General features: G+C 71.8%; 27 protein-coding genes. 19 read left to right on the top strand and 8 right to left on the bottom strand.

Annotated elements, in window-relative coordinates; translation table 11 throughout:
• The first annotated feature begins 24 nt into the window (after positions 1 to 24).
• Entirely contained in the window at positions 25 to 1,344 is a 1,320-nt protein-coding gene (locus Amac_RS33015) for a phytase (protein WP_155358345.1), read from the top strand.
• A 42-nt stretch (positions 1,345 to 1,386) separates the two neighbouring features.
• On the opposite strand, the gene Amac_RS33010 is transcribed toward Amac_RS33015, so the two are convergent.
• Positions 1,387 to 2,118 (bottom strand): SAM-dependent methyltransferase, encoded by a 732-nt coding sequence (locus tag Amac_RS33010; protein WP_246268874.1) that lies wholly within the window; start codon positions 2,116 to 2,118, stop codon positions 1,387 to 1,389.
• Positions 2,119 to 2,308: 190 nt separating this feature from the next.
• Between Amac_RS33010 and Amac_RS33005 the strand changes: the two genes are divergently transcribed.
• The 3 genes from Amac_RS33005 (at position 2,309) to Amac_RS32995 (ending at position 4,230) form a co-directional block, all read left to right on the top strand.
• Positions 2,309 to 2,599, top strand: a complete 291-nt coding sequence (locus Amac_RS33005) for a DUF1761 domain-containing protein (protein ID WP_155358343.1) — start codon at positions 2,309 to 2,311, stop codon at positions 2,597 to 2,599.
• A gap of 159 nt (positions 2,600 to 2,758) precedes the next feature.
• A complete protein-coding gene (locus Amac_RS33000) occupies positions 2,759 to 3,280 on the top strand; it encodes a SigE family RNA polymerase sigma factor (protein WP_155358342.1) in 522 nt (173 codons plus the stop codon).
• Positions 3,277 to 4,230 (top strand): hypothetical protein, encoded by a 954-nt coding sequence (locus Amac_RS32995; protein WP_155358341.1) that lies wholly within the window; start codon positions 3,277 to 3,279, stop codon positions 4,228 to 4,230. The genes Amac_RS33000 and Amac_RS32995 overlap by 4 nt, the downstream gene beginning before the upstream one ends.
• 1 nt (position 4,231) lies before the next feature.
• Here Amac_RS32995 and Amac_RS32990 read toward each other — a convergent pair whose 3' ends face one another.
• Positions 4,232 to 4,876, bottom strand: coding sequence for a hypothetical protein (locus tag Amac_RS32990; protein WP_155358340.1), 645 nt, complete (start codon positions 4,874 to 4,876; stop codon positions 4,232 to 4,234).
• A gap of 348 nt (positions 4,877 to 5,224) precedes the next feature.
• Between Amac_RS32990 and aspS the strand changes: the two genes are divergently transcribed.
• Positions 5,225 to 6,529 (top strand): aspartate--tRNA(Asn) ligase, encoded by a 1,305-nt coding sequence (aspS, locus tag Amac_RS32985; RefSeq protein ID WP_155358339.1) that lies wholly within the window; start codon positions 5,225 to 5,227, stop codon positions 6,527 to 6,529.
• Between the two features lie 4 nt (positions 6,530 to 6,533).
• Here aspS and Amac_RS32980 read toward each other — a convergent pair whose 3' ends face one another.
• The gene (locus tag Amac_RS32980; RefSeq protein ID WP_155358338.1) at positions 6,534 to 7,340 is read right to left on the bottom strand and encodes an SDR family oxidoreductase; all 807 of its coding nucleotides are present in this window, start codon (positions 7,338 to 7,340) and stop codon (positions 6,534 to 6,536) included.
• Positions 7,341 to 7,412: 72 nt separating this feature from the next.
• Here Amac_RS32980 and Amac_RS32975 point away from each other — a divergent pair, with 72 nt between their 5' ends.
• A complete protein-coding gene (locus Amac_RS32975; protein WP_174900247.1) occupies positions 7,413 to 7,658 on the top strand; it encodes a hypothetical protein in 246 nt (81 codons plus the stop codon).
• An 8-nt stretch (positions 7,659 to 7,666) separates the two neighbouring features.
• On the opposite strand, the gene Amac_RS32970 is transcribed toward Amac_RS32975, so the two are convergent.
• A complete protein-coding gene (locus tag Amac_RS32970; RefSeq protein ID WP_155358337.1) occupies positions 7,667 to 8,464 on the bottom strand; it encodes an NAD(P)H-binding protein in 798 nt (265 codons plus the stop codon).
• A 72-nt stretch (positions 8,465 to 8,536) separates the two neighbouring features.
• Between Amac_RS32970 and Amac_RS32965 the strand changes: the two genes are divergently transcribed.
• Positions 8,537 to 9,460, top strand: coding sequence for an AraC family transcriptional regulator (locus tag Amac_RS32965; protein ID WP_155358336.1), 924 nt, complete (start codon positions 8,537 to 8,539; stop codon positions 9,458 to 9,460).
• A 144-nt stretch (positions 9,461 to 9,604) separates the two neighbouring features.
• Complete coding sequence (locus Amac_RS32960) at positions 9,605 to 10,951, top strand: sensor histidine kinase (protein ID WP_170322782.1); 1,347 nt, start codon at positions 9,605 to 9,607, stop codon at positions 10,949 to 10,951.
• A 4-nt stretch (positions 10,952 to 10,955) separates the two neighbouring features.
• Here Amac_RS32960 and Amac_RS32955 read toward each other — a convergent pair whose 3' ends face one another.
• Positions 10,956 to 11,099, bottom strand: coding sequence for a hypothetical protein (locus tag Amac_RS32955; protein ID WP_155358334.1), 144 nt, complete (start codon positions 11,097 to 11,099; stop codon positions 10,956 to 10,958).
• Between Amac_RS32955 and Amac_RS32950 the strand changes: the two genes are divergently transcribed.
• The 10 genes from Amac_RS32950 (at position 11,098) to Amac_RS32910 (ending at position 23,305) form a co-directional block, all read left to right on the top strand.
• On the top strand, positions 11,098 to 11,586 hold the full coding sequence (locus Amac_RS32950; RefSeq protein ID WP_155358333.1) for a 2Fe-2S iron-sulfur cluster-binding protein: 489 nt from the start codon (positions 11,098 to 11,100) through the stop codon (positions 11,584 to 11,586). The two genes, Amac_RS32955 and Amac_RS32950, sit on opposite strands and share 2 nt — an antisense overlap.
• Positions 11,583 to 12,554 (top strand): FAD binding domain-containing protein, encoded by a 972-nt coding sequence (locus Amac_RS32945; RefSeq protein WP_155358332.1) that lies wholly within the window; start codon positions 11,583 to 11,585, stop codon positions 12,552 to 12,554. Before Amac_RS32950 ends, Amac_RS32945 begins: the two co-directional genes overlap by 4 nt.
• A complete protein-coding gene (locus Amac_RS32940; RefSeq protein ID WP_155358331.1) occupies positions 12,551 to 14,569 on the top strand; it encodes a xanthine dehydrogenase family protein molybdopterin-binding subunit in 2,019 nt (672 codons plus the stop codon). Before Amac_RS32945 ends, Amac_RS32940 begins: the two co-directional genes overlap by 4 nt.
• Positions 14,570 to 14,765: 196 nt before the next feature.
• Positions 14,766 to 17,450 carry a class IV lanthionine synthetase LanL gene (lanL, locus tag Amac_RS32935; RefSeq protein ID WP_155358330.1) on the top strand — a complete coding sequence of 895 codons (2,685 nt, stop codon included), beginning with the start codon at positions 14,766 to 14,768 and terminating at the stop codon, positions 17,448 to 17,450.
• Positions 17,450 to 19,123 carry a S9 family peptidase gene (locus Amac_RS32930; RefSeq protein ID WP_155358329.1) on the top strand — a complete coding sequence of 558 codons (1,674 nt, stop codon included), beginning with the start codon at positions 17,450 to 17,452 and terminating at the stop codon, positions 19,121 to 19,123. The genes lanL and Amac_RS32930 overlap by 1 nt, the downstream gene beginning before the upstream one ends.
• A gap of 64 nt (positions 19,124 to 19,187) precedes the next feature.
• Positions 19,188 to 19,334, top strand: coding sequence for a hypothetical protein (locus Amac_RS32925; RefSeq protein ID WP_155358328.1), 147 nt, complete (start codon positions 19,188 to 19,190; stop codon positions 19,332 to 19,334).
• Positions 19,335 to 19,391: 57 nt separating this feature from the next.
• Positions 19,392 to 19,532: a hypothetical protein gene (locus tag Amac_RS32920; RefSeq protein WP_155358327.1), complete on the top strand. Its 141-nt coding sequence runs from the start codon at positions 19,392 to 19,394 to the stop codon at positions 19,530 to 19,532.
• Between the two features lie 63 nt (positions 19,533 to 19,595).
• Positions 19,596 to 19,727: an ALQxL family class IV lanthipeptide gene (locus tag Amac_RS55435; protein WP_218041434.1), complete on the top strand. Its 132-nt coding sequence runs from the start codon at positions 19,596 to 19,598 to the stop codon at positions 19,725 to 19,727.
• Between the two features lie 60 nt (positions 19,728 to 19,787).
• Positions 19,788 to 21,527, top strand: a complete 1,740-nt coding sequence (locus Amac_RS32915; protein ID WP_155358326.1) for an ABC transporter ATP-binding protein — start codon at positions 19,788 to 19,790, stop codon at positions 21,525 to 21,527.
• Positions 21,524 to 23,305 carry an ABC transporter ATP-binding protein gene (locus tag Amac_RS32910; protein WP_155358325.1) on the top strand — a complete coding sequence of 594 codons (1,782 nt, stop codon included), beginning with the start codon at positions 21,524 to 21,526 and terminating at the stop codon, positions 23,303 to 23,305. The genes Amac_RS32915 and Amac_RS32910 overlap by 4 nt, the downstream gene beginning before the upstream one ends.
• Before the next feature lies 1 nt (position 23,306).
• Here Amac_RS32910 and Amac_RS32905 read toward each other — a convergent pair whose 3' ends face one another.
• On the bottom strand, positions 23,307 to 23,651 hold the full coding sequence (locus Amac_RS32905; protein ID WP_155358324.1) for a winged helix-turn-helix transcriptional regulator: 345 nt from the start codon (positions 23,649 to 23,651) through the stop codon (positions 23,307 to 23,309).
• 93 nt (positions 23,652 to 23,744) lie between these two features.
• Between Amac_RS32905 and Amac_RS32900 the strand changes: the two genes are divergently transcribed.
• Complete coding sequence (locus Amac_RS32900) at positions 23,745 to 24,839, top strand: NAD(P)/FAD-dependent oxidoreductase (RefSeq protein ID WP_155358323.1); 1,095 nt, start codon at positions 23,745 to 23,747, stop codon at positions 24,837 to 24,839.
• Here Amac_RS32900 and Amac_RS32895 read toward each other — a convergent pair.
• Positions 24,740 to 25,315, bottom strand: a complete 576-nt coding sequence (locus Amac_RS32895) for a creatininase family protein (protein WP_170322781.1) — start codon at positions 25,313 to 25,315, stop codon at positions 24,740 to 24,742. The genes Amac_RS32900 and Amac_RS32895 overlap by 100 nt on opposite strands.
• 417 nt (positions 25,316 to 25,732) lie before the next feature.
• On the bottom strand, positions 25,733 to 26,184 hold a 452-nt coding region (locus tag Amac_RS32890; RefSeq protein ID WP_155358321.1), incomplete at its 5' end, for a transposase.

Genomic DNA, 26,184 nt, shown 5'->3' with positions numbered 1-26,184 from the left:
AATCACCGAGAGCAAGGAAGCACCATGCGCCCTCTGTCCCCGCCGTCGCTCGCCGGCCTGGCCCTGTCGCTGGTCGCGGCGCTGGCCCCGGTAGCGACCGCGTCACCCGCCCAGGCCGACGAGGTGCCGACCGTCACCGCCAAGTTCGAGACCCCCGCGCTGTTCGACGACGGCGACGGCGGCAACGCCAACGGTGACGACCCGGCGATCTGGGTGCACCCGGCCAAGCCCGGCAAGAGCCTGGTCGTCGCCACCGCCAAGGAGGGCGGCCTCTACGTCTACGACCTGAAGGGCGCGCAGGTCCAGCACATCGCCGCGCCGGCCGCCCCGGGCGAGGACGACGAGCCCGGCCGGTTCAACAACGTCGACCTGGTGTACGGCTTCGGCGGCCGCGACCTCGCCGTGGTCACCGACCGCGGCCGCGACCAGCTCAGGATCTACGCCGTCGACCCCGCCGCGCCCAACGCGCCGCTCACCGACGTGACCGACCCGAACGCGCCCTTCGTCTTCAACGACGACCAGGAGCAGGTGAACGAGGCCAAGACCGTCTACGGCCTGGCCACCTGGCAGGACAAGACCGGCGTGTACGCGCTGGTCAGCCGCCGCCACCAGACCAGCATCGGCCTGCTCAGGCTCACGCCCGCCCCCGGCGGCAAGGTCGGCTACCAGCTGATCCGCACCCTCACCCTGCCCTCCTCCTTCCGGCTCCCCGACGGCACCACCTGGACCCCCTGCCTGGAGCCCGGCGAACTGGCCCAGGTCGAGGGCATGGTCGTCGACGGCGGCCGGGACGTCCTCTACGCCGCCCAGGAGGACGTCGGCATCTGGCGCATGCCCGCCGACCTGTCCGGCCAGCCGGTCCTGTTCGACAAGGTCCGCGAGTACGGCGTGCCCGGCGTCTACGACCCCGAGACCGAGGAATGCGACCCGGGCCTGGACCGCGGCTTCGGCGGAAACCACCTCTCGGCCGACGCCGAAGGCCTCACGATCTACTACCGGAACGGCGGCGCGGGCTACCTGCTGGCGTCCAGCCAGGGCGACAACACCTTCGCGGTCTACCGGCGCGAGGGCGGCAACGCGTACATCGGGCAGTTCCAGGTCGGGCCGCGGCGGGTCGACGGCGCGCAGACCAGCGACGGCGCGATGGCCATGAACGTGCCGCTCGGCGACACGTTCGGCAATGGCCTGTTCGTCACGCACGACGGGGTCAACACGCCCGAGGCGAAGGACGCCGACGGCGAGGTCCGCGAGAACACCAACTTCAAGTTCGTGAAGTGGGAGGACATCGCCCGTAAGGTCGGTCTGCGGGTAGAGACCCGCGGCTGGGATCCCCGTAAGCAGTAGAGCAATCCGCCCGGGCCGTCGCTTGACGGCCCGGGCACGCGCTCAGGCTTTGCGGGCCACGCCGCCCCAGCACGCCACCTCGGGCGCCGTACCCCACGGATTGGGCTCCGGACGCCACGCCGTCACCGGCACGACCCCCGGCTCCAGGAGTTCCAGGCCGTCGAAGAAGCGCGCGATCTTCTCAGGGCTGCGCGGCGTGTAGGGGATCGCACCGCTGCCGCGGTTGTAGCCGCCCAGGGCCTGGACGTACGCCGGATCGGTGTCGGTGCCGTCGTACAAAGCCAGGTAGCTGCCCGAAGGCAGGGCGGCGAGCAGCCGGTCCACGACGGTCCGCGCCTCGTCGTAGTCGGCGACCAGTCCCATGATGCCCATCAGCATGAGCGCCGTCGGCCGGCTGAAGTCCAGCGTCTCCGCCGCCTTGCCGAGGATGAAGTCCGGGTCGCGCACATCCGCCTGGATGTAGTCGGTGGCGCCTTCCGGCGCGCTGGTGAGCAGCGCCGCGGCGTGCACCAGCACGAGCGGGTCGTTGTCCACGTAGACGATCCGGGACTCCGGCGCGTTCCGCTGGGCGACCTCGTGGGTGTTGTCGACCGTCGGCAGCCCCGTGCCGATATCCAGGAACTGCCGGATGCCCGCCTCCGCGGCCAGGTGCTGGACGACGCGCACCAGCATGTACCGCGACTGGCGGGCGATGTCGACCATGCCGGGAAACACCTGCCGGATCCGATCCCCCGCCTGGCGGTCGACCGGATAGTTGTCCTTCCCGCCCAGCATGTAGTTCCAGACCCGGGCCGAATGCGGCACCGTGGAGTCGATCTTCACCGCATCCGGCTCACGGGGTTTGTCATCAGCCACGGGAATCTCCTACGTCGAACGAAGTCAGCTGTGATCATATCGCTCCAAACCATGTCGAAATCGGCAGATCGGCTGCGACGTCTCCGGCAAAGAACAAAAGGAGAACCAGATGCCGGAACTCAACTTCTGGGCGATCGCCGTCTCGGTGGCGGCCGGGTTCGTGATCAGCTCGGTCTGGTACGCCCTGGTCCCGTCCCAGTCCACGGCCCCGCCGCCCCAGCCGTGGAAAATCCTCTTCGAACCGGTACGGACACTCGTCCTCGCCCTGGTCCTCGCTGGCCTCTCAGCGAAGATCGGAATCGATTCCTGGAGCGGCGGCCTGCTGCTCGGTTTGGTCATCTGGACCGGATTCCCGCTCGTGCTGCTATCCGGGTCGGTGCTCTGGGAGGCCGTGCCCTAGCGATCGGCGGCGGCCCACGCCGGTGACTGGCTGATAAAGCTCCTGGTCATCTGCGTGATCGTCGGCGTCTGGCACTGACCGCGGCGCTGAAGCTCGTCTACCGTGCAACCTCCAAGCGCTCCCGAGCATCAGAGAAGGGACGGAGGGGGCAGTACGCGAATGACCGGTGTTTCCGCGCGTGACGCCGAGTTCACCGACTACGTGTCGGGCAAGGCGTGGTGGCTGAGGAAGGTCGCCTACCTGCTCTGCGGGGACTGGCATCACGCGGACGACCTGGTGCAGACCACGATCACCAGGCTCTACGTCCACTGGCCTCGTGTCCGCGCGGCCGAGAACATGGATGGATATGTCCGGACGGTCCTGGTCAACGTGTATCTGGCCGAGCGGCGGTCGCCCTGGGGCAGGAGGATGCCCCTGTTCGACGGTGGCGAGGAGACACCCGGCGCCGAGGACGATCTGGACAGCGTGCTCGACCTGCGCACGGCACTGGCCGCGCTGCCGCCGCGGCAGCGGGCCACCCTGGTGCTCCGCTACTACTGCGATCTGACGGTCCAGGAGACCGCCCGGACGCTCGGATGCTCGCAGGGCAACGTCAAAAGCCAGACCGCCCGCGGGATCGGCCACCTCCGCCGCCTTCTGCACGGATACGCCGATTCATTCTCCGAGGAGGGCCAGCCATGACGACGAACGAAAACGGGCTGGGCGCCGAGTTGCGCGAGCTGGCGCGGTCGCCCGCGCCGCCGATGCGGGTGGACATCGCCCGGGCGCGGGAGGTGGGACGGCGGCGGTTGTGGCGGCGCAGGATCGGAGGGCTGCTCAGCGCGCTGGTGGTGTCCGGGACCCTGGCGGTCGGGTGGACGGTGGTGTCCGGCGGGCCGGAGCGGGTGACCGTCGCGACCGTATCCGAGGGGACCGACCCGCTGGTGGCGTATGCCTCGTTCGGGTGGCTGCCGGATACGGTGGCCGGGGTCAGCTATGTAGTGGGAGCACACGGTGACCAGGTCATGGCAGGCGGCCCCGGCATGCGCCTCATCCTCAGCATGTACGCCCCCGACGACGAACCGCCCGTCGAGAGCGGGCATACTGCCCTGTCCGCCCAGCCGGTGAACGGCCGGCGCGCGTACTGGATCACCGCGGACCCGGCCGACCCGGTCAACGGGGGCGACGCCTACCTGCGCTGGCAGGTCCCCGATGGGCGGTGGGCCGAGTTGCACGCGTACGACATGCCGGAAGCCGATCCGCGGCCCACCATGCTGCGCATCGCGGCGGACGTGACCGTGGGGACGAGACCGGTGCCGCTGCCGCTTCACATCAGCAGCGTGCCAGCCGACTTCGAGATCACCGAGGTGCACTTCTGGCGGCCGGCGATGCAGGGAGACGGCGCCTGGGAGCTGATGATCTTCTACGCGGCGGACGGCGGACGGGTCACCCTCGTGGTCAGCCCCGAGGGCAGCCGGACGGTGTCACCGCGCGGATCCTGCATGGCTGAGGCCGGGCTGGAGCTGTGCGTCACGGTCGAGGGGAAGATGCCGGAGTCGCTCGCGGCGATCGGGGGTCCCGAGGCGTTGTTGAGGCGCGCCACCCTGCTGGGCATGGACGAGCGCGAGTGGACCACACGGGTGATCGGTTGAGTCAGGAGTGCGGGCGGCGGCGGAGGAGTAGCCAGGTGGCGGCGCCCAGGGGGAGCAGGGCGAGTAGCCACCAGGGTGACGGTCCGGCCGTTTCGCGGGTGGGGGCGGCCGCTGGGCTGGGGGAGATCGTGGTGGTCTTCGCCGGTGTGGATGGGGTTCCCAGCGCGGAGATGAGCTCGCTTGCCGGGCGTGTGTCCATTCCCGGGCCGATGTTCGCCGGGACCAATGTGGCGTCCGGTGCGCCGAGGATTGGCCGGTTTCCTGCGCATAGATGTGTGTAAAGCGGCACATTCTCGATGGGCGGGACCCAATCGGTTGAGCCTGAGATCGCGAATACCAGGTACTGCTTGCCGACTTCGAAATCCGCCCCGCAGGTGGCCGACTGCGGGTGGGACCTCACCCGGAGCTGCTCTGTGGCCTCACCCTTGTAGACCGCGCCGACGGAGAAGGTGAAGGTCACGGGCTCGTTGTCGAGCGGGTCGTCGCTGGACGTCCGCGTGGTGATCACACCACGGAACACCGAGTCGGCTGAGTTCACCAGTTCCGTTGGGGGAGGGGCGGCGCATGAGCAGGCGAAAGCCGTACCAGGCTCGACGACGAGCACTCCCGTGAGCAGGGCGAACACGATCGCCAGGCGTCTCAGCATGCCCTTGAAACGAATCTCCGGGCGCCGTGGTTCAGGAGGTTCGGCGCCGCGCGGTAAAGTGACGGGCAACAGCGATGACGGAGCCGAGTAGCGCTTCGATCACCGGAGTTGGAGAGAGCCGCCGGCAGCTGGGAAGGCGGACTCCGGCCGGGGTGTGAAGACCCTCCTGAGCTGCGAGGAAGAACGGCCTGCCGGCCTAGTAGAGCCTCGCCGAATCGCCCACGTCACGGGTTTGGTCGAGGCCGCGCCGCGCGAGTCGGCGGTGTGGCGAAGGTGTGGTGGCACCGCGAGGATCCCGCTCGCCCACGCCTCTCAGGGGACGCGTTGCGAACCAGAGGAGGCCACACCATGCAACGCATCCTGTCCAGCCAGCTGTCCGCGCACGCCGGTGAGACCGTGCATGTCGCGGGCTGGATTCATCGTCGCCGGCTGTTGAAGTCGGTCGCCTTCCTGATCCTGCGCGACGCCGCGGGGCTGACCCAGATCGTCGTGTCGGAGGAATCCGTACGCGCCCAGCTGGAGGCCCTGCCGGAGGAGACGGCGATCGCCGTCACCGGCACGGTCACCGTCCAGCCGTCCGCGCCCGGCGGCGTCGAGATCACCGCGCCGGTGCTCGAACCGCTGACCGACCCCGCCGAGCCGGTCCCGTTCGACCTCTACCGGCCCGACCTGCGCGCGAGCCTGCCCACGGTGCTCGACCACGCGCCGGTCGCCCTGCGCCACCCGAAGCTCGCCGCCGTGCACCGGATCGGCGCGGCCGCGGTCGGCGGCTTCCGCGCGGCGCTGGAGGCGATGTCGTTCGTCGAGATCCACACCCCGAAGATCGTGGGTACGGCGACCGAGAGCGGCGCCAACGTCTTCAAGCTCGACTACTTCGGCCGTCCGGCGTACCTGGCGCAGTCCCCCCAGCTGTACAAGCAGATCATGGTGGGCGTCTTCGAGCGGGTCTACGAAGTCGGTCCCGTCTTCCGGGCCGAGCCGAGCGACACCGCGCGCCACCTCGCGTCCTACACCTCCCTCGACGCCGAGATGGGGTTCATCGAGGACCACCGCGACGTGATCGCCGCCTGCCACGCGACGGTCGCGGGCATGCTGGCCGGCATCCAGGCGAAGGCCGGGCCCGCACTGGAGCTTCTGGACGTGACCATGCCCGCGCTGACGGAGAAACCCGTGGTGGTGCACTTCGCCGACGTACTCGAAATGATCAGCAAGGCGACCGGCGAGGACGTGACCGCCGAGCCCGACCTCGCCCCCGCCCATGAACGCTGGATCGGCGAATGGGCCCTGCGCGAGCACGGCTCGGACTTCGTGTTCGTCGAGGGCTACCCGACCGCGCACCGCGCCTTCTACACCCACCCGGACCCGGCGCGGCCCGGCTACTCCCGCGCCATCGACCTGATCTTCCGCGGCCTCGAACTGGTCAGCGGCGGCCAGCGCCTGCACCGCCACGCCGACTACGTGCGCACCCTGACCGAACGCGGCGAAACCGACCTGTCCGCATACGCCGGATACCTCGACGCCATGCGGTACGGCATGCCCCCGCACGGCGGCTTCGCCTTCGGCCTGGAACGCTTCCTGGCCCGCCTCCTCGACGTGCCGAACATACGCCAGGTCACGCTCTTCCCCCGCGACCTGCACCGGCTCACTCCGTGATGCCCTACCTGGGCACCTGATCCGCCGCGCCGACCCGTTCGGCCAGGAAGTCCTCCCAGGTCCGGTGGCCCGCGGCCGGGCCGGATGCCAGGATGGCGCCGGCCCGGACCGCGCGGGCGGCCTGGCCGGGCAGCGGGAGCGGCACGATGGGGCGGCGCCGGTGCGTGGCCCGCAGATAGCCGCGGAGCAGGTCGGCCATGGGGTACACGCGCGGTCCGCCCAGGTCCGGCACCAGGCCGGCCGGCTTGCCGAGGGCGAGTTCGGTGAGCCTGGCCGCCACCTCGGCGGTGTCGACCGGCTGGAACCGGAAACCGGCCGGGGACGGGATCACGGGCAGCTTCGCCAGCTGCCGCGCCACCATCAGGATCAGGTCGTGGAATTGGGTGGCGCGCAGCGTCGTGAACGGCAGGCCGGAGTCGGCCACGACCCGTTCGGCGGCCAGCTTGGAGCCGAAGTAGCCGAACATGGCGCGGTCGGCCCGGCCGGCCATCGGGACGCGGTCCGCGCCGACGACCGAGATGTACACCAGGTGTTCCGTCCCCGCGCGGGTTGCGGCCCGTACCAGATTGCGGGCCTTGGTCTCGTCGCCCTTGGAGCTGCCCGCGCAGTGCACGATGGTCGCGGACCCGGCCACCGCGGCTTCGATCCCCTCGCCGGTGGCCAGGTCGCCGGTGACGAACTCGATGCCGTCGGCGGTTTCGTGGTGGCCGCGGCTGAGCACGCGTACGTCACGGCCGGCGTCCCGCAGCCGCGCGACGACCAGCCTCCCGAGCGTGCCGGTGCCGCCGGTGACCAGAATTGGAGCAGTCATAGCTCGACCTCATGTTTTGTCCGATGTCGGGTAACTGCTGATATGACCCGCCGCGGCGGGAGAATGTGACCGATGGAGGAACTGGCCAAGCGGTTTGAGGAGCATCGGCCCCGGCTGCGGGCGCTGGCCTTCGGGCGGCTCGGCCCGGCCGTGCGGCCGGTGCTCGTCAACGCGGCCGCCGGCGTCATCGTGGTGCCGCGCGACCGGCCGGTCTCGGTCATGGGCTTCACCGTCAGGAACGGCCGGATCGCCGCCATCGACGTGCTCGCCGACCCCGCCCGCCTCCAGCGGCTCGACCCGGCGCTCTGGGCCGACTGAGGTGCGATTCAGAAGGCCTCGCGGGCGAAGGTGGTGAAATCGCGGGCCGGGCGGCCCAGGAGGTCCTGGACGGTGGTCGTGGGGCGGGCGTTGCGGCCGTCGAGGATCTTGGTGAAGAGGGCGGTGAGCAGCTCGGCCTCCTCCTTGGGCATGCCGTAGCCGATCAGCGTGGCGGAGTATTCCTCGGGGGAGACCGGGATGTAACGGACCTCGCGGCCGGCGGCCTGGGAGATCTCGGCGGCCACGTCGGCGATGCTGAGCGGGCGAGGCCCGGTCAGGTCGTAGGCGCGCCCGTGGTGGCCGTCCTCGGTGAGGACCTTGACGACCACGTCGGCGATGTCCTCGGCGTCCAGGAACGGTTCGACCTGGTCGCCGGCCGGCAGGGCGATCACGCCGGCCTGGACGGGCTCGGCCAGCGCGCCCTCGCTGAAGTTCTGGTTGAACCAGCTGCCCCGCACGACGGTCCATTCGGCCCCCGACTCGATCACGCCCTGCTCGGAGACGACGGCCTCCTCCTCGCCGCGCCCGGAGAGCAGCACCAGGCGGCGTACCCCTTCGGCGACGGCGGCGTCGGCGACGCCGCGGATGGCCTCGGCGGCGCCGGGGAAGGCCAGATCGGGGTGGTAGGTGATGTAAAGGGCGTCGCTGCCGCGCACCGCCGGAGCCCAGGTGGCGGGGGTGGCCCAGTCGAAGGGCACCGGGCTCGTCCTGGAGACGGAGCGGACGGGGATGGCGCGGGCGGTGAGTCGCTGGATCACTCTGCGGCCGGTCTTGCCGTTGCCGCCGATCACGGTGAGGTTTCTCATGCCTTCATTGAAGTGCTCAAAGCATGAGACAAAGAATGGTCATAACGCTCAAGCTCATGTTTAATCGTCTCCATGGATGCGCTTCATGGTCTGCTCGATGGTCCACGGGCTCGCGACGCCTTCGTGCTGCGGGCGGTGATGCGGCCGCCGTGGGCGGTGCGGGTGCAGGACGAGGCCCCGCTGGCGCTGGTCGCCGTCGTCCGCGGCGACGCGTGGGTGCTGCGCGACGGTTCCCGGCCCGTACGGCTCAGCGCGGGCGATGTCGTCATCACCCGGGGGCCGGAGCCGTACACGTTCGCCGACGATCCGGCCACGGAGCCCCAGGTCGTGGTGAACCCCGGCAACCGCTGCGAGACCCCGGACGGCGCCGACCTCTCGCAGGCGATGGGGCTGGGCGTGCGGAGCTGGGGAAACGCCGTGGACGGCCCGTTCATGATGCTGATCGGCAGCTACGAGCCGCGTTCCGAGGTGAGCGGCCGGTTGCTGCGGGCGCTGCCGCCCATGCTGGTCGCCTCCGACGGCGACGCCGCCCTGGTGCGCCTGCTGGAACGGGAGATCGTCAAGGACGGCCCCGGCCAGGAGGCGGTCCTCGACCGCCTGCTCGACCTGCTGCTCATCACGACCCTGCGCGGCTGGTTCGCCCGCTCCGACGCGCCCCTGTGGTTCCAGGCGATGAGCGATCCGGTGGTGGGCCGGGCCCTGCGCCTGCTGCACGCGGAACCGGCCCGCCCGTGGACGGTGGCCTCGCTGGCCGCCGCGGTGGGCGTCTCCCGCGCCGCGCTGGCCCGGTCGTTCACGCCGCTGGTGGGGCAGTCGCCCATGGCGTACCTGGCGGAATGGCGGTTGACCCTCGCCGCCGACCTGCTCAGGGAGGGCGAGGCCACGGTCGGCGCGGTGGCCGCGAAGGTCGGGTACGGCAGCGCGTTCGCGCTGAGCACCGCCTTCAAACGAGTCCGCGGGGTCAGCCCCCAGGAGCACCGGGTCCTCGCCCGTTGATTGTCCATCCTGACGCTCCCGACCATTGCTTGAGGGGTCAGGGGAACATTCCTGGCAGTCCCTTTGTTGTCGCTTTGTTACGCAATGTCCGAATCTTGAGTTGAGGGGATGGCTCCCAGGCATCCTCTTGGGAAGACGAACACGATGCCCGACCTGCAATCGATCCGCACTCGGACGACCTTGGCCGCGATCATGCTGAGCCTGCTCGTCCTGACGCTGCTGGGAGTCACCACCTCCATGGCGGTCCGCAGCACCAGCGAGAATCAGATGCTGGACCGGGCTGAGGAAGTGGCCGGCCAGTGGGCGGCGGCGGCGCGCATCAGCCCGCTGCCCGACCCGATTCCGGCCTCGGGGAACGTCGATCTCATTCAGTCGGTGGACGCGGACGGGCGGATCCTGGCCGCCAGCACGGCGGCACGGGAGCGGCCCACGCTGCCCCAGGTACGGCCCTCGCCGGAGGACCGCGTTGAGCGGCTCCGCGACGCGAGCGTCGCCCTGGTGGCGATCCGCACCACCGCGGAACCGGACGCCCCGGTCGTGTCCGCGGGCCTCGAACTCCCTCCCTACCTGCGCGGATACCTTCTGGAGTACGCCCTCGGCGCGGCCGGGCTCCTCCTGGTGGGCCTGATCGGCTGGACCTCCTGGACCAGGATGGGGCAGACGCTGCGACCGGTCGCGGCGGTCCGGACCCAGCTCGCGCAGATCACCGTCAGCGACCTGAGCCTGCGGGTTCCGGTGCCGGACGGCAACGACGAGATCGCGATGCTCGTCCGCACCGCCAACCAGACCCTGGACCGGCTGGACGAGGCGGTCACCCAGCAGCGGCGCTTCGCCTCCACGACCGCGCACGAGCTGCGCAACCCGATCGCCGCCCTGCGCGCCGAACTGGAGGACACCCTGGCCCACCCCGACGAGGTGGACCAGCTCGGCACCGTGCGTTCGGCGCTGTCGGTGACCGACCGCCTGGAGGCCATCGTCGGCGACCTGCTGGTCCTGGCCCACCTGCAGGCCGACGACCCCGCGCCCCGCGACCGGCTCGACCTGGGCGCCCTGGTGACCCAGGAGGCGACCCACACCGAGGGCATGCCGGTCACCGTCCGGGCCGAACCCGGCGTCTGGGTCTGCGGGTCGCGGATCCAGCTCATCCGGGTGCTCGGCAACCTCGTCGCCAACGCCCGCCGCCACGCCGAGACCGGCGTCCAGGTGTTCGTGAGTTCGACCGGCGACCAGGCCGTCGTGGCGGTGTGCGACGACGGCGCCGGGATCGCCCCCGCCGACCGCGACCGCGTCTTCGAGCGGTTCGTCCGCCTGGCCGACGGCCGCCGCCGCGACTCCAGCGGCAGCGGCCTGGGCCTGCCCATCTCCCGCGACATCGCCCACGGCCACGGCGGAACACTGGAAATCGAGGACTCCTCACGCGGCGCCCGATTCGTCCTGCGCCTCCCGCATGCAGACCGCCAGCCGGCCGACTCCGGAGCCTCGGGTAGCTGAGTGATCAGACGGTGGCGATGACGGCGTAGCGTTCGTCGTCGATCGTCCGGCCCCAGAGGGCGGGCTGGGCGAAGATCTGACAAAGGGTTCGGCAGGGTGGCCGGTGGGCGGGTTGGGGTGTCAGGGCCTCGGGTAGGCGTGCCGTCATGGAGATCACCCTGCAGGTGAACGGCGTACGGCGGCCGGTCGACGTGGACCCGCGTGTCTCGTTGCTCGACCTGCTGCGCGAGCGGCTGGGGCTGACCGGCTCGAAGAAGGGCTGCGATCACGGCCAGTGCGGCGCCTGCACGGTGCTGATCGACGGGCGGCGGGTCCTGGCCTGCCTGGCCTTGGCGGTCGCTCAGGAAGGCGCGGAGATCACCACCGTCGAGGGGCTGGCCAGTGGTGAGCGGTTGCATCCGCTGCAGGCGGCCTTCATCGAGCACGACGCCTTCCAGTGTGGCTACTGCACACCGGGCCAGCTCTGCTCGGCCGTCGGGATGCTGGCCGAGGGCGGGCCGAGCGCCGTCACCGAGGAGCTCGCGGGGGAGCCGGAGCTGACGGCCGAGGAGATCCGGGAGCGGATGAGCGGCAACCTGTGCCGGTGCGGCGCCTATCCGAACATCGTGACCGCGATAGCGGAGGTGGGCGCGTGAAGGCGTTCGAGTACGCCAGGGCCGCCGACCCGGCCGACGCGGTGGCGAGATTCCGGCCGGGCGCGATGTATCTCGGCGGCGGGACGAACCTGGTCGACCTCATGCGGCTCGGCGTGGCCGAGCCGGGCGCGCTGGTGGACGTGAGCCGGTTGCCGCTCGGGGGCGTCGAGCCGGACGGCGACGGGCTGCGGATCGGCGCGGCGGTGCGCAACAGCGAGCTGGCGGCGCATCCGCTGGTGCGCGAGCGTTATCCGGTGCTGGCGCGGGCGGTGCTGGCGGGGGCGTCCGGGCAGGTGCGCAACATGGCGACCGTCGCCGGTAACCTGCTGCAGCGCACGCGCTGCCCGTACTTCCAGGATGTCTCGAAGCCGTGCAACAAGAGGCAGCCGGGATCCGGCTGCCCGGCCATCGGCGGCGATCACGCCAACCTCGCCGTGCTCGGCCACTCCCGCGCGTGCGTGGCCACGCATCCGTCCGACATGGCCGTGGCCCTGGCCGCGCTGGACGCCCGCGTGCACATCACCGGGCCCGGCGGCGACCGGGTCCTGGCGATGCCGGGGCTGCACCGGCTGCCCGGCGACGAGCCGCACCGTGACACCCGGCTGGAGCCGGGCGAGCTGATCACCGCGGTGGCCCTGCCCGCCCCGCCGCCCGGCGCCTCCCACTACCGCAAGGTGCGCGAGCGCGCCTCGTTCGCGTTCGCGCTGGTGTCCATCGCCGCCGTCCTGGACGTCGGCGCGGACGGGACCGTGGCCGACTGCAGGATCGCGCTCGGCGGCGTCGCGCACGTGCCGTGGCGGGCGTTCCACGCCGAGCAGGCGCTGCGCGGTTCCCGCGCGGGGGAGGACGCCTTCGTGCGGGCCGCCGAGGCCGAGATGGCGGAGGCCGTGCCGCTGCCGCGGAACGCGTACAAGGTGCCGCTGGCGCGCAACCTGATCGTCCGTACCCTGCTGGAGCTGGCGCCGTGAATCGCGTCGAGGGGCATGACAAGGTCACCGGCCGTGCCACCTACGCGGCCGAGTATCCGGTCGAGGGCGTCGCCTACTGCTACCCGGTCCAGGCTGAGATCGCCCGCGGCCGTATCGCCGGTGTCGACGCCTCGGCGGCCCTGGCGATGCCCGGGGTGCTGGCCGTGCTGTCCTGTGAGGAGCCGCCGGAGCTGGGCGCGGACGCCGAGCCGGAGCTGGCGCTGTTCCAGCGCCGGGAGGTCGCCTACCGGGGGCAGATCGTCGCCGCCGTCGTGGCCGACAGCTACGACGACGCCCGTGCCGCCGCCCGCGCGGTCCGGGTGGCGTACGAGCCCGAGGCCCACGACGTGATGCTGCGCGCCGACCACCGCGGCCTGTACAAGCCGGACAAGGTCAACCCCGACTTCCCGACCGACACCGAGAAGGGCGACGTGGCGGCGGGTCTCGCGGGGGCGCAGGTCACCATCGACGTGACCTACACGACCCCGACCATGCACAACAATCCGATGGAGCCGCACGCCACGCTCGCCCTGTGGAACGGCGACGGCGACCTGACGCTCTACGACTCCTCCCAGGGCGTCTCCCTCGGCCGGGACATGATCGCCCAGGCGCTGGGCCTGCCCCGCGAGCGGGTCCGGGTGGTGTCCAGGCACGTGGGCGGCGGTTTCGGGTCCAAGGGCAGCCCCAGGCCGAACTCCGTCCTGGCCGCCCTCGCCGCGCGGGCGGCGGGCCGCCCGGTCAAGGTCGCGCTGACCCGGCAGCAGATGTTCGACGTCACCGGCTACCGCACCCCGACCATCCAGCGCATCCGGGTCGGCGCCGACGCCGCGGGCCGCATCGCCGCGCTCGAACACGAGGTCGCCGAGCAGAGCTCCACGCTGGTGGAGTTCGCCGAGCAGACCGCCACCGCGACCCGCGTCATGTACGCCGCGCCCGCGCTGCGCACCGCCCACCGCCTGGTACGGCTCGACACGGCCACCCCTTCCATCATGCGGGCGCCCGGCGGGTGCCCCGGCATGTTCGCCCTGGAGTCGGCCATGGACGAGCTGGCCGTCGCCGTCGGCGTCGACCCGGTGGAGCTGCGCGTACGCAACGATCCGGACACCGAACCGGACAGCGGCCTGCCGTTCAGCTCCCGCAACCTGGTCGCCTGCCTGCGCGAGGGCGCGGAGCGGTTCGGCTGGCGCGACCGCGACCCGGCCCCAGGGGTCCGCCGCCGGGGGCGCTGGCTGGTCGGCACCGGCGTCGCCTCCTCCACCTATCCGGCCAGGCGGCGCCCCTCCCAGGCCAGCGCCGCGGTCGAGAACGGCGGGTTCGTCGTCCGCATCGCCGCCGCCGACATCGGCACCGGCTCCCGTACCGCGCTCACCCGCATCGCCGCCGACACCCTCCACGTCGACCCCGGCCTGGTACGCGTCGAGCTCGGCGACAGCGACCTGCCATACGCCCCGGTCGCCGGCGGCTCCATGGGCACGGCTTCCTGGGGCACGGCCGTCACCATGGCCTGCCAGGACCTGCTGCGCGACGGCAAGCAGGGCTTCGCCGACACCACCGAGGCCGTCAACGCCGACGCCGAACTGGCCAGGCACGCCTTCGGGGCGCAGTTCGCCGAGGTGCGCGTGGACGCCGACACAGGCGAAGTGCGGGTGTCCAGGATGCTCGGCGTGTTCGCCGCCGGGCGCATCGTGGACGCGACGCTGGCCAGATCCCAGTTCGTCGGCGGCATGATCATGGGGATCGGCATGGCGCTGATGGAGCAGAGCGTCGTCGACCTGGAGTTCGGCGGCTTCACCAACCACGACCTGGCCCAGTACCACCTGCCGGTCAACGCCGACATCGAGCACGTCGAGGCCGTCTGGTTCGACGAGGCCGACGGCGAGCTGAACCCGATGGGCACCAAGGGCATCGGCGAGATCGGCATCGTCGGCACCGCCGCCGCGGTCGCCAACGCCGTCTACCACGCGACCGGCCGGCGCGTCCGCGACCTGCCCATCACCCCGGCCAAGCTGCTCTAATATCACGATATGGTAACGGCTGCTGCGTGGCGGCGGCCTCCGTCCTGACCTGCGCGCACACGTATCCGCACCCGCCTGCCCGCCAGCCTGATCTCCGGCGGCGTGGCCGGTCGTGGAACGTCACGGAACTCCATGGAACGCCGTACATCACGGAACCGAAGAGATGCTTCGGCCGGGGGCGTTGGAGGACGATCACGTGCGTGCTGATGGGGGAGGAGCCGACTCGCGGCTCCTGGTGGATATCGCCAGGTCTGTGCTGGCCAGGGAGACGACCGAGGCGTGGCAGGTCGAGCCTGGCGACTTCTGGTGCATGCTGACCCCGCCGGCGGAGATCCGGCTGGAGCAGGGCTGGAAGCTGCACGTGTCGGCCACCCAGCTGTCGGCCCCGATCGTGCTGGCCCGCGCCGCCGAGGTCCTGGTCAGGGACGGCTGCATGTTCAAGTTCGCCCGGGGCCTGGACCAGCTCGCCGACCTGATCTCCAGCAACATCGACCGGGGCAGCGGCGGCAAGTTCATCACCGCCTACCCCGCCGACGGCGAGCAGTTCCGCCGCCTCGCGGCCGAGCTGGACCGGGTGACCGACGGCCTGCCGGGACCGGTGATCCTTTCCGACCGGCGGCTGCGGCCCGGCAGCCTCGTGCACTACCGCTTCGGCGTCTTCAACGCCAAGCCGGTGCTCACCAACGACGGCACGTACGAGTCGATGCTCGTCAGCCCGGACGGCGAGCGGCGCAAGGACGAGCGGCAGGCCTGGTACAGCCCGCCGCCGTGGGCCGAGTCGCCGCTGCCGGAACCCGAGCCCACGCCCGGCACGCCGTCGGCGGTCATGATCGGCGACCGCTTCGTGGTGCGCGAGGCCATCAGGCACTCCTACCGGGGCGGCGTCTACCGGGCCGTCGACCAGACCACCGGCGCCGAGGTCATCCTCAAGCAGGCCCGGCCGCACGTGATGGGCCTGCTGACCGGAACCGACGCGCGGGACACGCTCCGCCACGAGGCGGACATGCTCGACCGGCTCGCCCCGCTCGGCTGCACGCCCGCCAAGGTGGCCCTGCTGACCTACCAGGACAACATGTTCCTGGCCCAGGAGCTCGTGCCCGGCGTCACGCTGCGCGGCTGGACGTCGGAGCGGGTGGGGATGTGGCAGGGCGCGGGCGCGCCGCTGGAGGAGGCCCTGGACCTGGCCGCCCAGCTCGTGGAGATCATGGCGGGGGTGCACGCGCAGGGCCTGGTGCTGCGGGACTTCAACCCGAACAACCTGATGGTCACGCCGAAGGGCACGCTGCGCCTGATCGACCTGGAGCTCGCGGTTCCCGTCGGGTCGCTGGTGGTCAAGGCGTACACGCCGGGGTTCGGCGCGCCGGAGCAGGAGGCCGCGCCCCGGCTCGGCCGCTCGCCCTCGCAGCGGTCGGACCTGTACGGCCTGGGCGCGACGCTCATCCATCTGATCACCGCGGTGGACCCGCTGCTCCCCGCCGACCAGCCCGCCGACCGCCCCCAGCAGGACCGGGTCGCCGAGTTCGTCAGCCTGCTCGGCGCGGACATGCCGGCCCTGCGGCGCCTCGCCCCGCTGGTGCTGGGCCTGATGAAGGACGACCCCGACGAGCGGTGGAGCCTGGACCAGGCCCGCGACTTCCTGGCCGCGCCGCCCGGCCACCCCGGCGAGCCCGCGCCGCCCGTCGCGCCGGACCGGCTCATCACCGACGGGCTCGACCACATCCTGGGCACGATGGCCCTGGACTCCCACCGGCTCTGGCCCGCCGGGGACTTCGGCTCGAAGGCCGACCCGTGCAATGTGCAGCACGGCGCGGGCGGGGTCCTGCAGGTGCTCACCCAGAGCGCGCGCACCCTCGGCGGCGACCGGCTCCGCGACGGCGTCGCGGCCGTCGCCGGCTGGGTACAGCAGCGGCTCTTCGATACCCCCATTGTGCTGCCCGGACTGTATTTCGGCCGCTCCGGCACGGCCTGGGCGCTGCACGAGGCCGCGCGTTTCCTCGGCGACGACGAGATGGCCGCCCAGGCGGCCGAGATGGCCAGGCGGGTCCCGGTCGAGTGGCCCAACCACGACATCTGCCACGGCGCCTCCGGCGCGGGCATGCTCCAGGCGCACCTGTGGCTGGCCACCGGCGAACCCGAATGGCGGGACCGGTTCCTCACCGCCGCCGACAGCGTCCTGCACTCCGCGCGGGAGCGCGCCGACGGCCACACCGTCTGGCCGATCCCGGCGACGTTCGACTCCGACCTGGCCGGGCTCGTGCACTACGGCTTCGCCCACGGCGTGGCCGGCGCGGGCACGTTCCTGCTGTACGCCTCGCTGGTCACCGGCCGCGCCGACTACCGGGCGGCGGCCCTGCGCGCGGCCGAGACCCTGATCGCCGAGGCGGACGTCGAAGGCGGGGCCGCCTGGTGGCGCACCGGCGAGGAGAGCGGCGACGCCAGGACCCGGATGCGGCACTGGTGCAGCGGCTCCTCCGGCGTCGGCACGTTCCTGATCCGCCTGTGGGCGGTGACCGGGGAGCAGCGGTTCCTGGACCTGGCCGAGGCGGCCGGGGAAGCGGTGCGCCAGGGCGCCTGGCACAGCGGCATGAGCGCCTGCCACGGGCTGGCCGGTGACGGCGACTACCTGCTCGACCTGGCCGACTTCACCGGCCAGGAGCGGTACCGCGACTGGGCCGCCGGTCTCGCGACCGCCATGTACGCCAGGAACACCCTGCGCGACGGCCTCCTGGTGGTTCCGGACGAATCCGGCACCGAGATCACCCCTGGCTACAACACCGGCCTGGGCGGCGCGGTGGCGTTCCTGCTCCGGCTCCGCCACGGCGGGCCCCGGTGGTGGATGCTCGACGAGCTGCTGGCCCGCACGCCGGTGGGAGCGCCGTGATGGCCGCCACCGCGCGCATCAGCTTCGCCTTCGCCGGGGACGCGAGCCACGCCGCCTGCCTGACCGGCGGGGACGACGGCCGGCTGAACGTGGAGTCGTGGCGCTTCACCCCGGCGGGGGCCGAGCGCCGGGCGCTCCCCACTAGCCAGGGCGAGAGCACCTGGACCCAGCTGCTCTGCCGCCCGGACGGCGGGGTCGTCCTGACCCGGCCGGGCCCGGGGTTCCACCGGCTGGTGCTGGCGACCCCGTCCGGCGAACGCCCGCTGGTCACCATCCCCAGCCCGGCGGTACGGCTGGTCGCCAGCCCGGGCGGACAGGAGCTGGCGCTGGCCTTCGCCCGCACCGGCGACGGGGACACGGCGATCTGGCGGGTGCTGGACGGGGACCTGGAGAAGGTGGCCGAGCTCCCCGGCGTCGTGACCGGCGGGCACCGGCTCGGCGCCTGCCTGCTCGGCCTCACCCACCACCACGGGGACGCGCCCACGCCGATCGAGCTGGATCTCCGCTCCGGATCCTTCCAGCCCATGGCCGGGACGTCTCCGGGCCAGCACCTGCTGCTCAGCGGGCGGCGCCTGCTCCTGGCGGGAACCGTGGACGGCCGATTACGGCTCGGCCACGCGCTCCCCGGCGAGCCGCCGGCCTTCCCCGGCGTCCTGGACACGATCGAGGGCCTGGTCGCGCCGATGGCCGCCGCGGGCGAGGACTTCGCGCTCCGGGTGGATCGCGGCACCCGCTCGCATCTGGTCGTCTACACCCCCGGCGAGGAGCGGATCCGCCCCGTCGCCACGCCGCCCGGCATCATCCACAACGTCAGCGCCTGGGGCCCGGGCGGCCTGCGCTTCCCGTTCTCCGCGCCGGCCCAGCCCGGCGGCATCGCCACCGTCGACCCCGCGACCGGCTCCTGGGAGCTGTCCGCCGACGGCGAGGGCGACTGGGCCGACGCCGAGGTCCACGAGTTCGCCGGGCCCGCGGGCCCGATCGAGGCGGTCGTGTACGGCGACTGGCGGCGCGCCCGGCACCTGGTGATCTCCCTGCACGGCGGCCCGGAGGCGGCGGCCCAGCTGAACTTCGACCCGCTCCCGCAGCGGCTGGCGGCGGCCGGGATCGCCGTCGTCGCCCCCAACTACCGGGGCAGCACCGGCTACGGCCAGGAGCATCAGCAGGCGCTGCAGGGCGCGTGGGGCGGGCCTGACCTCGACGACATCCGGCATCTCGGGCGTCTGCTGGCCGCCGAAGGTCGCACGCTGATGCTGCACGGCACCAGCTACGGCGCCTTCCTGGGCCTGCTGGCCGCCGCCGCCGACCCCTGGCTGTGGTCCCGCTGCGTCGCGGTCGCGCCGTTCGTGTCGGGGCCGAGCCTCTACCAGGAGGGTTCACCCGCCGTACAGGCGCTGATCGAGCGGCTGGGCGGGCGCGAGGTCATCGACGACGCGCTCGGCCCGCGCGACCTGACCCTGCTCGCGCCCCGCATCACCGCCCGGCTGATGGTCGTCCACGGCCGGAACGACGAGGTGATCCCGGTCGGCCAGTCCCGGCTGCTGCGGGACTGCCTGCTGCGGGCGGGCCGCGAACTCGACTACGTGGAACCGCCGACCGGCGGCCACGATCCGACCTACGGCGAACAGGGACCCGAGCTGATCGACCGGCTCGTGCGTTTTCTCCTGGCGCCGTGAACTCCGCGCGGGCGATCCCGCCCGCGGCGGCCGTCCGACGAAATGAAAGGAGGTGAAATTCGACATGGAATTCGACATCCGCGCTCTGGAACTCATGCCGGCCGAGGCCGAAGGGCTGCGTCCGTGCAGCACTCTTATTTCGTGCCTGTGGACCTGTTTCCCGAAGGTCAGCTGCACGAGCACGTGCACCAAGACCGTCTGGACCGAATAGAACGAGAATTCGGGGCTCGTTCTCTTCGAAAATTGAATGTGAAAGGGGGGTAAAAATATGTCTGTCGACATCGGCGCGCTTGAGCTTCTCCCGGTCGAGGCCGTGGAGCTCAGGATGTGCGGTTGGCTGATCACATGTGGCATCACCTGCGGGGACGCGACATGCAACGTCACCTGCGACATCACCAAGAAGGTGTGATCTCGGCGCGGGGCGGGCCACCGGGCCCGCCCCGCGTCATCGCGATGACAAAGGAGTCCCTCAATGACCGTAGACGTCAACGCGCTGGAACTCCTTCCGGCGGAGCAAAAAGGGCTGCGCATGTGCGAGCTCAGCTGCGGCCTGGTTTCGTGCGTCCTCAAGACGTGCGTGGCCGCCACCAAAATAGAGGTTTAACGAGAATTCGTGGAGTGGGCCCGCGCGGTCCACTCCATATTCACTGATCGAGAGGCCGGAATGTCCAGCGACAATGGTGTGCTCCTCTCCCGGGAGGTGGACACACCCGCGCGCCTGCTGCTCTTCTCGGTGCGGCGTGCGCCGGGGTGGACCGCCGCGCTGGTGCTGTCCAGCGTGGCGGGCACCGCGACGGTCCTGCTCCTGCCCGCCGCGCTGGCCGCGGCGGTCGACGCCGCCCTGGCCGGTTCCGGGCTCGCCCCCGCGCTGGTCTGGCTGGGCGTCCTGCTCGGTACGGCGCTGCTGACCGAGATGCTGGACACCTGGGCGAGCACCGCGGGGGCGACCGCCGTGGAGCTGTCGCTGCGCCGGGGACTGGTCCAGCGCGTGCTCAGGGCGGGCGTGCCCAGCCAGCGCAGGTTTCCCGCGGGCGACCTGAGCAGCCGGCTGGTGTCCGGGACCTCCGAGGCGTCCGGGCTGGTGGCGACCGTGCTCTCGATCGCCGACGCGGTGGTGGCCGCCGTCGGCGGCCTGGTGGCGCTGGTGCTGATCGACTGGACGCTCGCGCTGTCCTTCGTCGTGTCCGTGCCGGTGGCGGCCGTGATCATCCGGCGGTTCATGTCGGAGGCGACCGAGCTGCTGACGCGCTACCAGGAACTGCAGGGCTCGCTGTCGGCGCGGCTGGTGGAGGCGATGTCCGGCGCCCGGACGATCCGGGCGAGCGGGACGCTGGACCGCGAGGTGGAGCGGGTGCTGGAGCCGCTGCCGGAGCTGAGCGCCGCCGGTCTGGCGACCTGGGACGCCCAGCGGCGCACGGTGTGGAAGGTGATGCTGCTGGCTCCGCTCGTGGAGGTCACCGTGCTGGCCGTCGCCGGGGTGGGCGTGGCCGACGGGCGGATCACCGCCGGTTCCTGGATCGCGGTGGCCGGATATGTCGGGATCGCGTTGGGTTTGCTCAATGTGGTGGACACGTTGATGGGCTACGCGCACGTACGCGCGGGAACGGCCCGGCTGGCGGAGGTGCTGGTGCTGCCGGACGGCCCCGGGGGAACCCTGCCGCTCCCGGACGGCCCCGGCGCGCTCGCCTTCCGCGGGGTGACCGTGCGCGCCGACGAGGACGTCGTGCTGGACGGGCTCGACCTGGACATCCCCGCAGGGCTCGCCGTCGCCATCGTCGGCAGGTCCGGAGCCGGGAAGTCCACGCTCGCGGCCCTCGCCGGCGGCCTCATCGCCCCCGACCACGGCCAGGTCCTGCTGGACGGCGCGCCGGTCGCCGACCTGCGGCCCGACCAGCTGCGCCGCGCGGTCGCCTACGCCTTCGAGCGGCCCGCGCTGCTCGGCGAGACCGTGCACGACACGATCGCCTACGGCAGCGGGGACATCAGCCGCGAACTGGTCGAACTGGCGGCGGTCCTGGCCTCGGCCGACGGGTTCATCCGGCGGCTGCCCCAGGGGTACGACACCCCGCTGGACCAGGCGCCGCTGTCCGGCGGTGAAGTCCAGCGGCTCGGCCTGGCCAGGGCCGTGACCGGGGAACGCCGCGTGCTGATCCTCGACGACGCCACCTCCAGCCTGGACACCGCCACCGAAGCCGAGGTGAGCGCGACGCTGGCCGGGCTGCTCGCGGGCCGTACCAGAATTCTGGTCGCCCACCGCGCCGGCACCGCCGCCCGCGCCGACCTGGTCGTCTGGATCGAGCAGGGGCGGGTGCGGGCCGTCGGCCCGCACGACCGCCTCAACCAGGACCCCGACTACCGCGCGCTGTTCGCCACGACGGACGATCTGACCAGGGAACCGGCATGAAGACCGTGAGCAAGGCCGGGTGGCGGCTGCTCACCCGGGAGCTGGCCCAGCGGCGGCGGGCGCTGGCCTTCCTGGGCGCCTGGTCGGTGCTGGAGTCGCTGCCCGCGCTGTTCTCCGGCCTGGCCGTGGCCGCCGCGCTGGACCAGGGTTTCCTGGCCGGGCGCCCGGGGATCGGCCTGGCCTGGCTGGGCGCGCTCGGGCTGGCGATGGTGCTGCAGTCGCTGGCGACCCGCAACACCTTCCCGTGGCTGGCCCGCATCGTCGAGCCGATCCGCGACGCGCTCGTCCGCACCGTGGTCGAGGCGGCGTTACGCCGGGCCGTGGACGGCGAGGAGGGCGCCGACGGTTCCGTGGTGTCCCGCCTGGGGCGGCAGGCCGAAACCGTGCGCAACCTGGTCGCCGCGCTGCTGCGCACCTTCCGGCCGACGCTCGCGTCGATGGTCCTGGCCCTGGTGGGGCTCTTCGCCCTCGCGCCCATCGTGGCGGCCATCGTCACGCCGCTGGTCCTGCTGAGCCTCGGGCTGTTCGCCTGGCTGACCCGCGCGCTGGCCGCCCGCCAGCGGGAGATGATCCTCGCGGGCGAGCGGGTGACCCGGGTGGCCACCGACATCTTCGACGGCCTGCGCGACGTGGTGGCGGGCGGCGCCGTCGACACCGCCCGCGAGACGGCCGACCGAGCCCTGCGCACGGAGGCCCGCGCCCGCCTGGTCCTGGCCAGGACCTCCTCGCTGCGCACCCTGATCATGGCGCTGGGCGGGGGCGTGCCGGTGCTCCTGATCCTGCTGCTCTCGCCCTGGCTGCTGCGGCCCGGCCGGATGACCCCCGGCGAGCTCGTCGGCGCGACCACCTACCTGGTCAGCACCCTGGACCCCGCGCTGCGCTCCCTCACCGGAACCATCGCCTCCTGGGGCCGCCAGTTGGGCGTGCTCCTCCACCGGATCGCCGAAACGAGCGCGCCTTCCGACGTCACCGCGCCCCGCCGTGACATCCGCCCCGTCTCCTACGACCTGACCGTGACGGGCCTGACCTTCGCGTACGGCCCGAAGGCGGACCCGGTGATCGACGACCTGACCCTGCGCATCCCCGCCGGCCGCCACCTGGCCGTCGTCGGCCCCAGCGGGACCGGCAAATCCACCCTCGCCATGCTGCTCGCCGGCCTCGCCACCCCGCAGTCCGGGGAGGTACGGCTCGGCGGGGTGCCCGTCACCCACGTGCGCGTCGCCGAGGTCGCCCTGATCCCGCAGGAGGCGTACGTCTTCTCCGGCTCCCTGCACGAGAACCTCATCTACCTGAGCCCGGACACCACGCGGCCCGAGCTCGACCGGGCCGTGGCCGCGCTCGGCATGGGGGAGCTGGTGAAACGCCTCGGCGGCTATTCAGCGCGGCTCGGCGTCGGCGGACCTGCCCTGTCCGCCGGGGAACGCCAGCACATCTCGCTCGCCCGCGTCTACCTCTCGCCCGCCAAGGTGATCGTCCTGGACGAGGCGACCTGCCACCTCGACGCCGCCGCCGAAGCCCGGGCGGAGGAGGCCTTCGCCGCCACCGGCCGCACGCTGATCGTGATCGCGCACCGGATCAGCTCGGCCCGCCGCGCCGACCGCGTCCTCCTGCTGGACGGCACGTCCGCCCAGCTGGGCTCGCACGACAACCTCCTGATCAGGTCGGCCCGCTACACCGACCTGGTCGGGAACTGGGACCACCAGACCACACCCGTCTACCCGCACGTCTGGTGGTTCCCGATCGTCCCGTCGATCAGCCCGCGCGGCGCGTCCAGGTGACTTAGGCCGGGAGGTGCTCCTGGGCCCACCGGGAGATCTGGTCGAGGGCGGGCATGAGGGCCAGACCGCTCATGGTCAGCGCGTACGAAACCGTGACCGGGGGTCCCTCGTCGACGGTGCGGGTGATGAGACCCGCCTCGGCCAGTTCGGACAGGCGGTCGGAGAGCACCGAGTCGCTCACGCCGGCGATCGCGCGGGAGAGCTCCCGGAATCCGGCGGGGCCGCTGCGCAGGCTGCCGAGCACGATGCCGCTCCACCGCTTCCCGAGCAGGGTGAACGCACGCGTCAGGGCGGCATCGCCACGAACACACTCGCTGACCGCGGTGCTCGAAGGCAGCTTGGGCATGGGTCCATACTAACCCACCCTCGGAGTCGCTAGCTTTTTACTAGTTGCTAGTATCCTCATCGCCACATCTCAATTGCGAGTGAGGATGGATAGATGATCGACAACTCTGAGACCCGCCCGAGCGTCGTCGTGCTCGGTGGTGGATATGCCGGGTTCAAGCTCGCCAAGGCGCTGGACGACATCGCCGACGTGACGCTCGTCGACCCCTCCGACACGTTCATGCACAACGCCGCGTCCTGGCGCACCCTGGTCGAGCCGGACTGGCTGGACCGGATCTTCCTGCCCCTCGACCGGCTGCTGAAGCACGGGCGCTTCGTCCGCGACCAGGCCGTGGCCGTGGACGGGCGGCAGGTCACGCTCGCCTCGGGCGGGCGGCTCGAACCCGACTACCTGGTCCTGGCGACCGGCTCGTCCTACCCGTTCCCGGCCAAGAGCGACGTGCCGGACGCGGAGCAGACCCGGGCCAGGATCCGGGACGCGCACGAGGCCCTGCGCGGCGCCGAGCGCGTGCTCGTGGTCGGCGCGGGACCCGCCGGTCTCGAACTCGCCGGCGAGATCAAGGCGTTCTTCCCCGCCAAGCACGTCACCATCGCCGACGTCGCCCCCGACGTCATGCCGGGCCCGTTCGAGCAGGAGCTCCGCGACGAGCTGCGCGCCCAGCTCGACCAGCTGGGCATCGAGCTCAAGCTCGGCAGCCCGCTGACCGAGCTGCCGGCCGCGGCGCCCGCCACCCCCGCCTCGATCGCGATCACCACCCAGGCGGGCGACGAGCTCACCGCCGACATCTGGTTCCGCTGCTTCGGCGTCGTCCCGCGGACCGGCTACCTGACCGGCGCGCTGGCCGGGGCGCGGAACAGGCGCGGCTACGTCCGCGTCGACAAGTTCCTGCGGGCCGGTGGCCTGGACCGCGTGTACGCCATCGGCGACATCGCCGACGCCGACCGCGACACCGTGGGCTCGGCCAACGCGCAGGCCGACCTGGTGGCGGGCAACATCCGCAGCGAGATCACCGGAGCGGGGGAGCAGGCCGCCTACCAGCAGGTGCCGCCCATGGTCATCGTGCCGCTGGGCCCCGAGGGCGGCGCCGGTCAGCTCCCCGGCCAGGGCGTCTTCGGCGCCGAGACGGCCGCCGGCATCAAGGGCAGGGAGCTGTTCGTGGACGTGTACGCCGGGATGTTCGACGCCTGACTCGCGTTGAGCAGCGTCATCACGGCGCGGAACCTGCCGACCAGGGCCTTCTCGGTGGTCTCCTGGGGGGCCGACCGGTGCGCGGCGGCCCAGTCGTCGCCGGTGGGGAACAGCGCCAGCCGCATGCCGCCCGCGTTCGCCTCCTGGACGACGTCGGCCAGCGCGCGCTGGTCGGCGTCGGCGCTCACCATCACCAGCGCCGTGATCTCGCCTCGCGCTACCGACGAATAGATGCCGCTGAGCAGCGCGGAGAGGGTTCGCGAGATCGTCCCCGGCCCGTCGTGCCGGCCGAAGATGGTCACCGGCGGCAGCACGACGAGCGGGAAGTTGCGGGACAGCTCCGCGGCGATCGCGCACGCCATCGGGGTGTCACTGGTCTCCGCCCGGTGGCCGTCCTGACCGGCCCGGCCCACGGGTAAGACCGCGACGGTGGCGGTCCCGGCAGGCGCGTCGTATCGCGAGACGAGGCGATTCACGAGGGTTACGACCTCCCAGGTGGGGTGTGTGGTGTGGCGAGCCCGGCTCGCCACACCACCTTGTTCAGCGGGTCTGGGGGGTCGCGGCGATCGTGGTCGCGCATGGATGCCGCCGCGCCCGGGTGAAGCAGGAAGGTCTTCCGCCGCTCATTTTGATGACATGGCACGAAATGTGTCAACAATATTTGGAAACATTTCGTGCCAATTAACCGCTTAAGTCGGTGTCTGCCAGGCTTAACGTGGACAAACTTCTCTGAAATGTTTCGTGTTCATCAAGTTCGCGTGTGATCAGGACTTGTACCCTCGAACGGGCGCGATCGCGACCGGCGTTGGCCGAGGGCGCTCGCTCGGCTTCGTGGCATGGCGGGGGCGGGCGGAGCCCGAGGGTAATCAAAGGGCTGATGCTCCTATGTCCTGTCAAGCGGCTGGAGCAAGATCTTTTCGTGTGCTGGGCTGGGTTTTCGGGTGGGTCAGTATCCGGTAGAGCTGGCGTGCGATGTATCGCTTGAGGCAGCGGATGATCTCTCGTTTGGAGAGGCCTTCCTTGGTGCGTCGTTTGACGTAGGCGCGGGTGTTCGGGTCGTGGCTCATACGGACGAGTGTGATGGTGTACAGGGCGCGGTTGGCTTGCCGGTCGCCGCCGCGGTTGAGGCGGTGACGAGTGGTGCGGCCGCTGGAGGCCGGGACGGGCGAGACGCCGCACAGGGACGCGAAGGCCGCTTCGCTGGTCAGCCGGTCGGGGTTGTCGCCGCAGACGGCGAGGAGCTGCGCGGCGGTCTCCACGCCGACGCCGTGAACGGCGAGCAGGTCGGGCCGGACTCGCTCGACCATGGGCTGGAGCTGGCCGTCGAGGGTGTCGATCTCGGTGG

Origin of the sequence: Acrocarpospora macrocephala (assembly GCF_009687865.1) — a bacterium.
Classification (GTDB): Bacteria; Actinomycetota; Actinomycetes; order Streptosporangiales; family Streptosporangiaceae; genus Acrocarpospora; species Acrocarpospora macrocephala.
Note: the sequence above shows the minus strand (reverse complement) of the source record. Positions and strands in the feature narration are given on the sequence as shown.

What these genes read in the sequence shown, in the direction of transcription:
- Amac_RS55435 (WP_218041434.1), top strand. Translation starts at nt 19,596, where the DNA reads ATGACCGTAGACGTCAACGCGCTGGAACTCCTTCCGGCGGAGCAAAAA.
- Amac_RS32975 (WP_174900247.1), top strand. Translation starts at nt 7,413, where the DNA reads ATGGAGGAACTGGCCAAGCGGTTTGAGGAGCATCGGCCCCGGCTGCGG.
- Amac_RS32965 (WP_155358336.1), top strand. Translation starts at nt 8,537, where the DNA reads ATGGATGCGCTTCATGGTCTGCTCGATGGTCCACGGGCTCGCGACGCC.
- Amac_RS32900 (WP_155358323.1), top strand. Translation starts at nt 23,745, where the DNA reads ATGATCGACAACTCTGAGACCCGCCCGAGCGTCGTCGTGCTCGGTGGT.
- aspS (WP_155358339.1), top strand. Translation starts at nt 5,225, where the DNA reads ATGCAACGCATCCTGTCCAGCCAGCTGTCCGCGCACGCCGGTGAGACC.
- Amac_RS32920 (WP_155358327.1), top strand. Translation starts at nt 19,392, where the DNA reads ATGTCTGTCGACATCGGCGCGCTTGAGCTTCTCCCGGTCGAGGCCGTG.
- Amac_RS32905 (WP_155358324.1), bottom strand. Translation starts at nt 23,651, where the DNA reads ATGCCCAAGCTGCCTTCGAGCACCGCGGTCAGCGAGTGTGTTCGTGGC.
- Amac_RS33015 (WP_155358345.1), top strand. Translation starts at nt 25, where the DNA reads ATGCGCCCTCTGTCCCCGCCGTCGCTCGCCGGCCTGGCCCTGTCGCTG.
- Amac_RS32960 (WP_170322782.1), top strand. Translation starts at nt 9,605, where the DNA reads ATGCCCGACCTGCAATCGATCCGCACTCGGACGACCTTGGCCGCGATC.
- Amac_RS33005 (WP_155358343.1), top strand. Translation starts at nt 2,309, where the DNA reads ATGCCGGAACTCAACTTCTGGGCGATCGCCGTCTCGGTGGCGGCCGGG.
- Amac_RS32990 (WP_155358340.1), bottom strand. Translation starts at nt 4,876, where the DNA reads ATGCTGAGACGCCTGGCGATCGTGTTCGCCCTGCTCACGGGAGTGCTC.
- Amac_RS32950 (WP_155358333.1), top strand. Translation starts at nt 11,098, where the DNA reads ATGGAGATCACCCTGCAGGTGAACGGCGTACGGCGGCCGGTCGACGTG.
- Amac_RS33000 (WP_155358342.1), top strand. Translation starts at nt 2,759, where the DNA reads ATGACCGGTGTTTCCGCGCGTGACGCCGAGTTCACCGACTACGTGTCG.
- Amac_RS32970 (WP_155358337.1), bottom strand. Translation starts at nt 8,464, where the DNA reads ATGAGAAACCTCACCGTGATCGGCGGCAACGGCAAGACCGGCCGCAGA.
- Amac_RS32915 (WP_155358326.1), top strand. Translation starts at nt 19,788, where the DNA reads ATGTCCAGCGACAATGGTGTGCTCCTCTCCCGGGAGGTGGACACACCC.
- Amac_RS32955 (WP_155358334.1), bottom strand. Translation starts at nt 11,099, where the DNA reads ATGACGGCACGCCTACCCGAGGCCCTGACACCCCAACCCGCCCACCGG.
- Amac_RS32980 (WP_155358338.1), bottom strand. Translation starts at nt 7,340, where the DNA reads ATGACTGCTCCAATTCTGGTCACCGGCGGCACCGGCACGCTCGGGAGG.
- Amac_RS32925 (WP_155358328.1), top strand. Translation starts at nt 19,188, where the DNA reads ATGGAATTCGACATCCGCGCTCTGGAACTCATGCCGGCCGAGGCCGAA.
- Amac_RS32910 (WP_155358325.1), top strand. Translation starts at nt 21,524, where the DNA reads ATGAAGACCGTGAGCAAGGCCGGGTGGCGGCTGCTCACCCGGGAGCTG.
- Amac_RS33010 (WP_246268874.1), bottom strand. Translation starts at nt 2,118, where the DNA reads ATGCTGGGCGGGAAGGACAACTATCCGGTCGACCGCCAGGCGGGGGAT.
- Amac_RS32995 (WP_155358341.1), top strand. Translation starts at nt 3,277, where the DNA reads ATGACGACGAACGAAAACGGGCTGGGCGCCGAGTTGCGCGAGCTGGCG.
- Amac_RS32930 (WP_155358329.1), top strand. Translation starts at nt 17,450, where the DNA reads ATGGCCGCCACCGCGCGCATCAGCTTCGCCTTCGCCGGGGACGCGAGC.